At 73.6% G+C, this 11,617-nt stretch carries 12 protein-coding genes; 3 read left to right on the top strand and 9 right to left on the bottom strand.

The window, feature by feature from the left end; genetic code table 11:
- Positions 1-122: 122 nt before the first annotated feature.
- Positions 123-1,250, bottom strand: a complete 1,128-nt coding sequence (locus OG917_RS05110) for an NADH:flavin oxidoreductase (RefSeq protein ID WP_328316329.1) — start codon at positions 1,248-1,250, stop codon at positions 123-125.
- 181 nt (positions 1,251-1,431) lie between these two features.
- Positions 1,432-1,974 (bottom strand): MarR family winged helix-turn-helix transcriptional regulator, encoded by a 543-nt coding sequence (locus OG917_RS05105; protein ID WP_328316327.1) that lies wholly within the window; start codon positions 1,972-1,974, stop codon positions 1,432-1,434.
- A 146-nt stretch (positions 1,975-2,120) separates the two neighbouring features.
- On the opposite strand from OG917_RS05105, the gene OG917_RS05100 reads away from it, so the two are divergent.
- The 3 genes from OG917_RS05100 (at position 2,121) to OG917_RS05090 (ending at position 4,361) form a co-directional block, all read left to right on the top strand.
- Positions 2,121-3,083, top strand: coding sequence for a quinone oxidoreductase family protein (locus OG917_RS05100; protein ID WP_328316326.1), 963 nt, complete (start codon positions 2,121-2,123; stop codon positions 3,081-3,083).
- Between the two features lie 211 nt (positions 3,084-3,294).
- On the top strand, positions 3,295-3,870 hold the full coding sequence (locus tag OG917_RS05095; RefSeq protein WP_328316325.1) for a SigE family RNA polymerase sigma factor: 576 nt from the start codon (positions 3,295-3,297) through the stop codon (positions 3,868-3,870).
- On the top strand, positions 3,867-4,361 hold the full coding sequence (locus OG917_RS05090) for a hypothetical protein (RefSeq protein ID WP_328316324.1): 495 nt from the start codon (positions 3,867-3,869) through the stop codon (positions 4,359-4,361). Before OG917_RS05095 ends, OG917_RS05090 begins: the two co-directional genes overlap by 4 nt.
- Before the next feature lie 352 nt (positions 4,362-4,713).
- Here the strand turns inward: OG917_RS05090 and OG917_RS05085 are convergent, their stop codons facing one another.
- The 7 genes from OG917_RS05085 to OG917_RS05055 all read right to left on the bottom strand — a co-directional run bounded on the left by OG917_RS05085 (position 4,714) and on the right by OG917_RS05055 (position 11,568).
- Complete coding sequence (locus OG917_RS05085; RefSeq protein WP_328316323.1) at positions 4,714-6,276, bottom strand: AMP-binding protein; 1,563 nt, start codon at positions 6,274-6,276, stop codon at positions 4,714-4,716.
- A complete protein-coding gene (locus tag OG917_RS05080) occupies positions 6,273-7,001 on the bottom strand; it encodes a 4'-phosphopantetheinyl transferase family protein (RefSeq protein WP_328316322.1) in 729 nt (242 codons plus the stop codon). The genes OG917_RS05085 and OG917_RS05080 overlap by 4 nt, the downstream gene beginning before the upstream one ends.
- Positions 6,998-8,128, bottom strand: coding sequence for an acyl-CoA dehydrogenase family protein (locus OG917_RS05075; protein WP_328316321.1), 1,131 nt, complete (start codon positions 8,126-8,128; stop codon positions 6,998-7,000). Before OG917_RS05075 ends, OG917_RS05080 begins: the two co-directional genes overlap by 4 nt.
- A complete protein-coding gene (locus OG917_RS05070) occupies positions 8,121-9,299 on the bottom strand; it encodes an acyl-CoA dehydrogenase family protein (RefSeq protein WP_328316320.1) in 1,179 nt (392 codons plus the stop codon). Before OG917_RS05070 ends, OG917_RS05075 begins: the two co-directional genes overlap by 8 nt.
- Complete coding sequence (locus OG917_RS05065; RefSeq protein ID WP_328316319.1) at positions 9,296-9,562, bottom strand: acyl carrier protein; 267 nt, start codon at positions 9,560-9,562, stop codon at positions 9,296-9,298. The genes OG917_RS05070 and OG917_RS05065 overlap by 4 nt, the downstream gene beginning before the upstream one ends.
- Before the next feature lie 53 nt (positions 9,563-9,615).
- The gene (locus OG917_RS05060) at positions 9,616-10,785 is read right to left on the bottom strand and encodes a hypothetical protein (protein ID WP_328316318.1); all 1,170 of its coding nucleotides are present in this window, start codon (positions 10,783-10,785) and stop codon (positions 9,616-9,618) included.
- 69 nt (positions 10,786-10,854) lie between these two features.
- Positions 10,855-11,568 (bottom strand): maleylpyruvate isomerase family mycothiol-dependent enzyme, encoded by a 714-nt coding sequence (locus OG917_RS05055; RefSeq protein WP_328316317.1) that lies wholly within the window; start codon positions 11,566-11,568, stop codon positions 10,855-10,857.
- Positions 11,569-11,617 lie beyond the last annotated feature (49 nt).

Raw genomic sequence — 11,617 nt, 5'->3', positions numbered from 1 at the left:
GCGGCCGGGTGCGGCGGGCCGTCGGCCGGGTGACCGTCCTGTGGGTGCGAACACTTTACCAGCGGAGGGTGTCCGGCCGGGCGGCCGGGTCCGCCATGGAGCCGGGCGGCGGGCCCGCCGGTTCAGCTGAGGGACTGCAGGGCCGCCGGGTCGTACGCGGCCAGCTCTCCGAACCGTCCGTCCAGCACCTTGGCCGCCCACTGGGGGTCGTGCAGCAGCGCACGGCCCACGGCGACCAGGTCGAACTCGTCGCGCTCCAGGCGGTCGAGCAGATTCTCGATCCCCTTGACCTGCGAGCCCTCGCCACGGAACGCGCCGCTGAACTCGTTGTCCAGGCCGACCGATCCGACCGTGATGACGGGCTTGCCGCTCAGCTTCTTCGTCCAGCCCGCGAGGTTCAGGTCCGAGCCGTCGAACTCCGGCTCCCAGTAACGGCGTGTGGACGCGTGGAAGACATCCACGCCGGCTCCGGCGAGCGGTGTCAGCAGGGCGTCCAGCTCCTCGGGCGTCCCGGCGAGCTTCGCGTCGTACTCCTGCATCTTCCACTGGGAGAAGCGGAAGATCACCGGGAACGCCGGTGAGACAGCTGCGCGGACCGCGGCCACGATCTCCGTCGCGAACCGGGTGCGGGCCACCGCGTCGCCGCCGTACGCGTCGGTACGCCGGTTGGTGCCCTGCCACAGGAATTGGTCGATGAGGTAGCCGTGGGCGCCGTGCAGCTCGACCCCGTCGAAGCCGATGCGCTCGGCGTCGGCCGCGGCCTCCGCGAACGCGCCGATGACGTCGTCCAGGTCCCGCTGCGTCATGGCCTTGCCGTCCTCACCGGAGCCGGCCGGCAGACGGAGGCCCGAGGGGCCCATGGCCGGTGCGTCGGCGAACGGGGGCTTTCCGGCGGCGCGGGCCATGCCGATGTGCCACAGCTGGGGGACGATCGTGCCGCCCGCCGCGTGTACGGCGTCGACGACCTTCGACCAGCCCGCGAGCTGTTCCTCACCGTGGAAGCGCGGGACCCGGTCGCTGTCCCCGGCCGACGCGTGCCCCACGTAGGTGCCCTCGGTGACGATCAGGCCCACCCCGGAGGCGGCCCGGCGCGCGTAGTACGAGACCACGTCCTCGCCCGGTATGCCTCCCGGTGAGAACTGCCGGGTCATGGGCGCCATCGCGATCCGGTTCGGAACGGTCAGGCCGTTCAGGGTGACGGGCCGGGACAGGATCTGAGCCGCGCGGTCGGAGAAGGCGGTGGGGGTCACTTTGGCGAGCTCCTCGGGAAAAAGGCTGACGGAACGGCACGTGGGTACCGTGGGCGACAACCCGGGGCCGCGCCGGTTGATTCCGCCGCCCTGTTGTGACGCGGGATACTGCTGGGCCACCGGATGTGTCCGGCTCCACCACCGGGCGCCGGTGCGGCCGCCCTGCCGTCCGCGGGTGGCGTCAGATCGCGGTACGGGCCGTCACGAGCGTGCTCGCCAGCGCGGAGAGCCGGGAGCGCTGCGCCTCGTCCAGGCCGGCGGTGAGGGCGTGGATCCGGCGGCCGGCGTCGGCGGTGGTCGCACGGGCCAGTTCGTGGCCCTCGTCCGTCAGGGCGACCCGTACGGCGCGTCCGTCGTGCGGCGCGGCGCCGCGGCGGACCAGGCCACGGCGCTCGGCCCGGTCGACCAGGCCGGTCATGCTGGACTTGTCCAGCCCAAGATGCCGGGCGAGTTCCTGCATTCCGGGCGTGCGGTCACGCAGTACACCGAGCAGGCGCAGCTGGACGACCGACAGCCCACGCTCGGCCGCGACGCTCGTCAGTACCCCCTGAACCAGGAATGACAGCTGGACCAGGCTGTCGACGATCCCGAGGTCGCCCGGGTCCTGGGCGGTGGCAGTGGCGGTCTCGGTGCGGCCCGGTGCCGGGGGTGCTCCTGCGGCCGGTGCCCCGGCGCGGGAGGGGGCGGAGGCTGCGGGGGGCGTGGTGCCGGCGTCGTCGGTCATGGGCTCATCGTAGTTGACATAGTACGTGACACAAATTAATTTGGTTTTGGTCACGTACTAAATCTGGTCACGCACCGGAGCCGGGCCCGCGCGGAACCCGCCGGGGCGGTCCCGGGCGCAGGCCCTCCGACCGGCCGAGGAGTCCCATGTACGCCGCTGTCGTCCGCTCGTTCGACCACCCGCCCCGCTACGAGGAGTTCCCCACCCCGCGGGAGACCGGAGGGAACGTCCTGGTGGACGTGCTGGCCGCCGGCCTGCACCCCCGGGTCCGCTCGGGCGCCGACGGGACGCACTACACCAGCGACGGGCGGCTGCCGCTGATCCCCGGCGTCGACGGGGTGGGCAGGCACCCCGACGGGCGGCGCGTGTACTTCGTGGCAGCCGACGGCGTGCCCGGCACCATGGCCGAGCGGGCACTGGTCGATCCGCGCCGCGCGGTCCCGCTGCCGGAGGACGCCGACCCGGTGGTCATCGCGGCGGCGGTGAACCCCGCGATGTCCTCATGGGTGGCGCTGCGCCGCAGGGTCGCGTTCCGGCGCGGACAGAGCGTGCTGGTGCTGGGCGCGACCGGGAACGCGGGGCAGATGGCCGTGCAGATCGCCCGCCGTCTCGGCGCGCACCGTGTCGTCGCCGCCGGGCGGGACCGGCAGCGCCTGGAGCTGCTCACCGCGCTCGGGGCCACCGGCGTGGTGCCGCTGACCGGTGACCCGGCAGAGGTCGCCGACCGGCTGGGCGCAGCCGCGGCCGACGTCGACGTGGTGATCGACTACACCTGGGGCGCCCCCACCGCGCTGGCCATCCCGGCCCTGATCGCCCGGCGCGCCGAGCGGAGTGCCCCGCTGGACTGGATCCAGATCGGCTCCACGGCAGGTCAGGACATCACCCTGCCCTCCTCCGTGCTGCGCGCGGCCAATCTGCGGATCATGGGCAGCGGGCAGGGCTCCGTCACCGCCGCGGGGATCGTCGCCGAACTGCCGTCCCTCATGGGGGAACTGTCGGCGGGGACCCTCACGGTCAACGCGCTGCCGGTGCCGCTCTCCCGGGTCGAGGAAGCCTGGACCGCCCCGGCGGAAACGGGCCGGCGCACCGTGCTCACGCCGCTCTCCTGACCTCGCCGTCCCGGCCGGCCGGCGGGGCGGTCCGTCGGTCACGTTCGACCGCGCGGGATCGCGTCCGCCCTGTCAGGTTCCCGCCGGCGGGACCTCCAGGAGGCGCCCGTTCCCTTGCGGGGGCCGGACGTTGTGACTCAGGTCTCACGGGGTGCGTGCAGCACACGGGGCCGTTTTCCCGTCGGGGAGGGGTGACAGGAAGGGAGGGGATGTGGATCTGGCAGCCGAGCACGATGTCCGTACGGGACGCAGCGAGCCCGAACCGACGGAGCCGGGGAACGACTTCCATGGCTTCGTCGTCGCCCGATCGGCCGTACTGTTCCGGGGCGCCCTCGTCTTGACGGGGAATCACGAGGCCGCGGAGGACCTGGTCCAGGAGACCCTGGAGCGGGCCTGCCGCAAGTGGCGCACCATCGCCGCCAAGGACTCCCCGGAAGCGTATGTGCGGCGGATCATGGTGAACCTCGCCAACGACCGGTGGCGGAGGTTCCGCCGGACGGTCCCGCATCAGGACGGCGGCGACCGTGCCGCCCCCGGGGACCAGTACGGGCGGGTCGACATGAGGGATCAGCTGGTGCGGGCCCTCCAGGGTCTGCCGATGCGCATGCGGACGGTCGTGGTGCTGCGGTACTTCCACGACCTGTCCGACGATGAGATCGCGGCGGACCTGAGAATCGCACCGAGCACGGTGCGATCCCAGCTCGCTCGCGGTATGGACAGGCTCAGAGGCCAGTTCCCCGCACTCTCCGGCCCTTCAGCACCGCAGCCCACGGAAGGAATCCGATGAGTCCGCACGATTCGCCGTCCTCCGGCTGCACCTCCTTCGAGCAGGAACTGGTGAACGCCATGAACGACTTCGCCACCACCACCCGGACGCCGCACTTCGACACGGCCGCCATCGCGCGCGGTGCTCGTCGCAAGCGGGCCACGGCCATCGCGGGCGTCGCCACCGCCCTCGTCGTGGCCGGAGCGGGCACCGCCCTGGCGGTCGGTGCCGTCGGCGGTGGTTCGGACACCGCGCGTCCGGCCGCCGCGGCCACCGCCGACAGCACCACCGTGCTGTACGGCTCAAGCAGCGGCAGGACCATCACGGTCCCGCTGGCCGGCAAGGACTCGGCGGAGGCCAGGGCAGCGCTCGTCAGGCTCCGACTCACGCCCGACTTCACCCGGGCCAGGGCGGCCGGCTGCAAGCAGGCCACGGTCATCAAGGTCTCGCCGCACGCGCCGGCGGTCCTCCACACGGGCGACACGGTCCACATGACCGTCTGCATCGGCTGACCCCCGCGGAACCAAGGGCTCGCAGGGGCCGGCGTGCTGTCCGACACCGGGCATGAGCCGCGGTGGCCGAGAGCGGGAGCACGCGGCGTGATTCTCTGCGAGCCCTGACGTCGCTGTCCCGGCCGTCGTGACTCCGTGCGGCGGCCGGGAACGCGCAAGTGCCCTCCGGCCCGGGGCGATGGACCGTGTCGAGGGGTGCCGCGAGCCCCGTCGGACGGCACTTTTCCGTGCAGGAAACCGGTTCGCTTCCCTGGTCTCGTGTCTGCGCCGACGGTGCGGGGGCGGCGGGCCGAGCCACATCGGCCGAAAGGGCGAGACCGGGGGCTGCCCCTGGGCCGGCGCCGGAACGTCGTCAACCCGGCGTACCGGATCCCGTGCCGAGAAGTCTCCCGAGCTCCGAACGGTCCACCTTGCCATTGCCGTTGAGAGGCAGGGCGTCCAGCCGGGTCAGGACGGCGGGCACCATATACCCGGGGAGCCGGTCGCGGAGCGCCACGCGCAGGTCGTCCTCACTGCCCGCTGACCCCGTCCAGGCGGCTGCGATCTCGGTCCCCGCCCGGGAGGCGAGCGCCACGGCGGCCGCGTCGGCGACGCCTGGCTGGATACGCAACGCCGCCTCGACCTCGCCGAGTTCGACCCGGTACCCGTGCACCTGGACCTGCTGATCGCTCCGCCCGATGTGCACCAGCGGCAGATCACGCGACCCGGCCCGCTCGTCGGGCGGCAGCAGACCCACGCGGTCTCCGGTGCGGTACCAGTGCGCCTCCGTCAGTCCCGCGGCCGGATCGTAGGGCTCCCCGCCGGGTCCGAGGAACCGGCCGGTGTTGTTGTCCGGGTCGAGATAGCCGGGAAAGCGCTGCGGGCCGCGTACGCACAGCTCGCTCCGGAAGAGCCGGTGCTCCATCCCGGGGTTGAGGGTGCCGATCGGCACCGTGCCGTTGGCGGGTGCAGGCCAGTGCGCCGGGTCGGGGGGCAGCCGGTACGCGGTGCAGGTGACGGTCAGCTCGGTCGGACCGTAGGCGTTCTCCAGCGAGCTCTCCGGGGCGGCCCGCTGCCATGCCCGTGCCTGCTGGAGCGTCAGCGGCTCCCCGCAGAACAGACTGGCCCGCAGCGTCGGCATGCTTCCCGCTTCGAGCGCGCGCAGCCGCTTGGCGATGGAGATGACCGACGGCACCGAGTTCCAGTGTGTGATGGCGTGCTGGTTGACGAAGCGGACCGGTGACAGCAGGTCGGCACGGGCCGGTACGACCAGGGCGGCGCCGCTGCCCCACGCCGTGTACATGTCGTGGACGGAGGGGTCGAAGGTCAGCTCGAAAGTCTGTGAGAAACGGTCCCCCGGGCCCGCCGCACTGTGCGGTACGGCATGGGCGAGGTAGGCGCAGATGTTCCGCTGCTGGACCGGGACGCCCTTGGGGACCCCGGTCGAACCGGAGGTGAACATGATGTACGCGAGGTCCGCGGGGCGCGCCCCGGCCGCGCGGTGACGGGGTGCGGGGGCACCGAGACGGCCGAGCAGCCCGCTGTCGGTCAGCTCGGTCGTAGGCAGGCCCAGCAGGCCGGCGGCTCCGGCGGTCCCGTCGCTGAGGACCGCGTCCAGCGCGGCCTGGCGGGCGATCCCCGCGTTGCGCCCGGTGGGGAACGCCGGGCCGAGCGGGACGACGGTCGCGCCGATGCGCTGGATGGCCAGGTATCCCGCGTAGGCGACGACCGTGCGCGCGGCCAGCAGGCCCACCCGGCGTGGTGGTGTCCCGCCCCCGGTGGCGGTGAGATCGGCGGCCAGGTGGTCGGCGAGGTGGGAGAGTTCGGAGTACGTCAGCTCGGAGCCGCCGGTCTCCAGCGCCGTACGGTCGCCGTGGACCGCGACCGAGGCCGTGAACCAGTCGTCGAGGGTGTGCCGTTGGGCGGGGATGCTCACGGTCTGTCCTTCCCGGATGTCGGGGGTGTCCCGGACGCCCGGGAACTCCCGGACGTGCCGGGGCCACGGGTGGGCGGTGCGGGGTGTGCGGCCGGCCCGGGGAGTGCGGGCGGCCCGGGGTGCGCGGAGAACGCGCAGCTGAACGGGGTGCGCGACCGGTCGCGCAGACTGACCCAGCGGTAGGCGTCCCACCGGCCCGACCGGGCACCGGGGCGCACGTCGATGGCCCACGGGCGGCCGGACACGCCCGCTCCGGTGGCCTTCACGCAGGCCTCCTGGACGGTCCACACCCAGGCGACCTCCTCGGCCGCCTGCTCCGGTGGCAGCGCGGTGACCCGGTCGGCGTGGCTGTGCAGCACCCGCCGGGCGAACGGGGCCGACACGGAGTCCGCGGGGTGCTGGAGGTCCACCCCGACGGCCCGCCCGACAGCGATCCCGGCGGCTACCGCGCCTTCGCTGTGCGAGATGCTGACGCCCACCCCTGGCAGCCCGGCGATGCCGGGCTTGCCGCGCGCGTCCGGGGTGATCCCGGCTCCTGCCGCGGATGGATGGACGGCGTCGATCAGCCGGCGCAACAGCCCGCGGCCGGCGAGGAATTCACGGGCGCGCCACTCGGGGAGCCGGGTGGCGCGGCGCAGATCGTCCCGGTGGGTGCTCGGGTCCGTACAGCCGGCCGCGACCGCCGCCACCCAGACGCCGTCCGCCACCTCCAGCACGGTGTTCACCGGAGGTCCGGCCGCGCAGGTTCGGCCAGGAGGGCATCGGACGCGTCGGCCAGCGCGCCGAGTACCACCTCGTTCGCGCCGCCGCCGATCCCGAACAGCGCTGCCTGGGCGCGCACTTCCTGGATACCGCCGGTGCTGAAGCCTGCCGCGCCCCACAGCTGACCGCACTCGTTCAGCACCTCGCCGACGGTAGCTCCGGCGGCGGCCTTGAGCGTGGCGGCGGCGGTCGCGTCGTGCCGGGCGGCCACCGCATCGCCGCACTCCGCCACGAGCGCCTGGAGTTCCCGCAGGCGCAGCAGGCAGCGGGCGAACCGCTGGCGTACGGCGTCGAGATCCCAGAGCGTGCCGTCCCCGTGCGCGCGCGTGGACAGATGGTGCTGGGTGTCCCGCAGGGTGCGCCGGCACAGGGACACGGCCCACTGCGCGCCGGCGAGCCGCTCGGTGGCGATGTGGCGGGCGAAGAGCGGCAGTCCGAAGCCGGCCCGGCCCAGCACATGGTCCCGTCCGGTCCGCACTCCGTCGAAGGTGAGGTGACCGGCGCCCGAGTCGGCGAAGAGAGCCGAGTCGGCCGCCGTCACCCGCACGCCCGGCGCGTCCGCGGGCACCAGGACCCAGGTGAAGGCGGTGAAGTGGCGCCCGGGACGCTGCCGCGCGAGGACGAGATGGTGGGCGGCGGTGGTCGCGTTGGCGATCCAGTTCTTCCCGCCGGTCACCACCAGGGCGTCGCCCTCGGTCCGCACCTGGGTGCGCAGTGCGGTGAGGTCGGTCCCCGCCGTGACGTCGGTCGCCGCCAGGGTCACCGTCGCCCGGCCGGCGAGTGCCTGCTCCAGGGCGGACCTGGCCGCGGGGGAGGTACCCGTGGCGAGTAACGGCAGCGCGGTGGCCAGCTGGACACTCACCGAGAGGGTGGCGGCGATCGAGAAACGGGCGTCGACGGCGCTGAGCACCCCGGCGAGACCGTCCGGATCGACTCCCGCGCCGACAGCGCCGTCACGGTAGGCGCGGGCGGTCAGCCCGCCCCGGCCGAGCGCCGCCCAGACCTGGCTGCCGCTCGCCGTCGCGGGCAGCGCGTCGAGCAGGGACCGGCCGGGACCGGCCGGCGGCTCCCGCCGGAGTGCGTCAGGCAAAGTTCACTCCCTGGTCCCGGAGTGCCAGCCGGCCGTCGGCGAGGTGCAGCCGGTCGTTGCTGTAGTTCAGCGCCGCCGAACGCAGGTCGCGCAGGGCGCGTTCGAGCCCGGTGGGGGAGTCCTTGAGGTAGCCGTGGCGCAGCCCGAGTGCGGTGACGAGGTCGTCCACCGCGGCGTGGCACTCGTCCGCCGCGGTGATCTTCAGCGAATTGAGCAGGAGCTGACGTGCCGGGGCCGAGAGGTCCTCGCCCGACTCCACCACCAGCAGCGCCCGGCTGAGGAGCGCGTGCACCGTGTCCAGGCGCTGCCGGGAGCGGGAGATCCGGGTGAGCAGCAGCTCCGACGTCAGGTCGAAGCGTGCGCGCCCCGCCGGGCTGCGCAGAAGCCGCAGCACACGCGAGAGTGCCCCGGCCGCCGTACCGAGCCACACCGCCGACCAGCCCAGATGGGCCAGCGGGCCGAAGACCTGCGCGGCGATCTCGTGGAACCCGCCCTGACCACCGACCACTTGGCGGGCCGGGACGCTGCCGGAGAGCTTGAGCGCGCCACTGTGGCTGGCGCGCATCCCCATCGGCTGCCACTCGCCCGTACCGCTGACGTCGAGCTGGCTCCGGTGCGCGTACACGAGGGAGACCTCGTTCTCGGAGGAGGCGTCCGGGCTGCGCATCGTGATGAGGAAACCGTCGGCATGGCCGCCGCCGGTCACGACAGGAGCGAACCTGTCGATGTCCAGCTGCCCGTCTCCGCCCGTCAACTGGGCCTGTGCGCTGAGCAGATGACCGCCCTTGCCCGCTTCGGTCGTCACCGAAGCCAGATAGATCCCGCCCTTGGCGATGCCCGGAAGCAGCTCGTCGCGGAGCGCCTCGTCGCCGTAGCGGACGATGGCCTGCGACTGCTGGCAGTGCATCGCGAAGATCATGCCCACCGACATGTCGCTGCGCCCCAGCGTCTGCGCGGCCGCGACCAGGTCGGCGGTGGTGCCGCCGAGACCACCCTGGGCCGCGGGCACCAGGAGCCCGAGCAGCCCGGTTCCGCGCAGGGCGTCCAGCGCCTCGACGGGGAACTCCGCCGCGTGGTCGGTCCGGGCGGCGTGCTCCTCGGTGACGGCGGTCACCTCCGCGAGCGCGGCCGTCAGATCGAGCGGACCGGACGCCCCGGCCTCCGCGCTCACGCGCTCACCCGGCCGGCGGCGTCGTCGGGCAGCTGAGCCGAGATCACACGCCAGAGGCTGCCCGCGGTCGCGAACGTCGTGTCGTTGAGCTCCTCGTCCGGGAGGGATATCGCGAAGGTGTCCTCGACCGAGAACAGCAGCTCGATGGCTTGCATCGAGTCGACGCCGAGCCTGCGCAGATCCGTCTCGGGGGTGATGTCGACCCCGTCGGGCCCGGCGTTCTTCAGGAAGGGGCGGAGCAGTTCGGTGAATCGGGGGTCCATGGCGGGAGCCTCTCGTGAGGTGCGGGTCGGCGGATGAGACGTCGGGGGCGCGGTCAGCGGACGATGCGGCACAGGTCGTCGATCCGGAGGAGGTTCTCCGGTACGAGGTCGGCGGCGGCGAACTCGGTACCCAGCTCGTCCTCCAGCCGTTCGATGATCTCGATCAGCCGGAAGGAGCCGAACGAGGCGAAGGAGTCGAAGGCCGCGCCCCCGAGCAGCTCGGCCGCTGCGACACCGAGCACGGCGCCTGCCACGGCCGCGACCCGGCGGCGCAGCGCCGGGTCCGGTGCGGCGGGCCCGGCCGGCGGCTCCTGCGCGTGGAGCTCCCGATCGGCCGCGAGCACCTCGCGCAGGCGCTCCACGACCTGCGGCGGTTCGGCACGGCCCCGCGAGACCCTGCGGTGGGCGAGGTACGTCTGCTCGACCACCTTGTCCCAGGCGCGCAGTCGGGTCTCCTCGGCCTCGCCGGGGGCGGACCGGCCGGAGAAGAGCGCACGGTACCGCGCGTGCAGCCTGCGGCCCCGGGCCAGCAGCCAGGTCTCCACGGTGAGCTGCTCGACGGCGCGCGCACGGTCGGGCCATGTCTCGTACGCGCTCAGGTACTCCCGTACCGCGTCCTCGTCCGCGGTGAGCGCGGGGGGCAGCGTGGCGAGCGGCGGCAGGTCTCCCGCGCCGAACTCGACGACGTCGGCGGACTCGATGCCCGACAGGTCCGCGTCGCTGAGCACCCAGCGGCCGGGGACCGCCGGTCCCCAGGACGTCTCGCTGCGGTAGGCGTCGGTGATGCGCCAGCCGTCCGGGCCCGCGGCGAGCAGGAAGCTGTGTTCCATGTGCGCGTGCCCGAAGTACGGCAGCCAGGGCAGCCGGAAGGAGTCGGCGATGACGTAGTGCGTGCCGCCGCGCCGGGCGACGGTGGCACGCAGCCCGGCCCCGGACAGCCGCTCACGCCGCACCGTGCGCAGCCCCAGCGGGCCGGGGAGCGAGCTGAGCTGCTCGTCCGGCGGGGGTTCGACTGTCGGGAGGCCGTCCGGCCGCTTCCAGGTGCGGAAGTCCAGGACCGCCCCGGCCCGCAGATGGGTCCCGGCGCCGTGGTGGTGGTCCGCCAGCACGGCCAGATTGACCTGGACACAGTCCAGCAGGCCGGTGTGGACCCCATCGAAATCGAAGTACCCGGGTGCACCGGGACCTGGTCCGCCCTCACCTGCGATGTCGGTCTCCGCCATGTCCGCTCTCCGTCCCTGACTCGTCGGTGCCTGCTGCGTCGGCCTGTCCTGTCCGGCTGCCGCCACCGGTCAGAGCCATGCCGGGAGCGCCGGCAGTCCGGCCGTCGACGTGAGTCCCGTCCCCCCGGACCGGCCCGCCAGCCAGGCGAGCGCGTCGGCTGCCGGCCCGGTGACGACCGGGCCACCCGTGCCGAACCGGCCGAGCACCTCGCCGCCGGGGTCGCGCAGCGTGAACGCCGGTACGCCGCCGGCTTCGGCGTAGTAGCCGAGTACGTCGGCCAGGATGATGTCCCGCGCCGAGCCGGGGATGTCGTGCCAGCCGTAGCCGATGCCGAGATCCACGTGGTGCAGTTCGAGTTCGCGCAGCCGGATCACCAGGATCCGCCGGGGGGTGCAGAGTTCACCGGTGAAGGGCCTGATCTCCGCCTGCCAGGCAGGGGCGGGCAGCGTCTCGATCACGTGCTGGAAATGGGCCGCGCTCTCCCGTACGTCGGCCACCTGGACCGCCGCGGGGCGGCCGGCGCCCGCGGCGATCTCCGCGTCGCGGGCCCCGCGGTTCGCGTACTGCGGGGTCTCCACCCCGGTCCGCGCCCACTCCAGCAGCCTCTCCAGCGCGGGGGCCTGGCGCGCGAGGTGGCTGAGGACATGGCCGCGGGTCCAGCCCGGCAGCCGGGAGGGTTCCGGGACATCCGCGTCGCGGAGCCCGGCGAGTCCGGTCAGCAGCCGGTCAGCCGCGGCGGCGATCTCCTGGAACGACTCCCGGGTGGGTGCGATCTCCTTCAACGGGGCTCCTTCGACGTGTTTTCCGGTGCGGTGCGTCGTGCGGTGCGGT

It is taken from the genome of Streptomyces sp. NBC_00388, assembly GCF_036061255.1.
Taxonomy (GTDB): domain Bacteria; phylum Actinomycetota; class Actinomycetes; order Streptomycetales; family Streptomycetaceae; genus Streptomyces.
Note: the sequence above shows the minus strand (reverse complement) of the source record. Positions and strands in the feature narration are given on the sequence as shown.

Excerpts from the sequence above, each read along its gene's own strand:
- OG917_RS05105 (WP_328316327.1), bottom strand. The coding sequence starts at position 1,974 with ATGACCGACGACGCCGGCACCACGCCCCCCGCAGCCTCCGCCCCCTCC.
- OG917_RS05100 (WP_328316326.1), top strand. The coding sequence starts at position 2,121 with ATGTACGCCGCTGTCGTCCGCTCGTTCGACCACCCGCCCCGCTACGAG.
- OG917_RS05090 (WP_328316324.1), top strand. The coding sequence starts at position 3,867 with ATGAGTCCGCACGATTCGCCGTCCTCCGGCTGCACCTCCTTCGAGCAG.
- OG917_RS05065 (WP_328316319.1), bottom strand. The coding sequence starts at position 9,562 with ATGGACCCCCGATTCACCGAACTGCTCCGCCCCTTCCTGAAGAACGCC.
- OG917_RS05060 (WP_328316318.1), bottom strand. The coding sequence starts at position 10,785 with ATGGCGGAGACCGACATCGCAGGTGAGGGCGGACCAGGTCCCGGTGCA.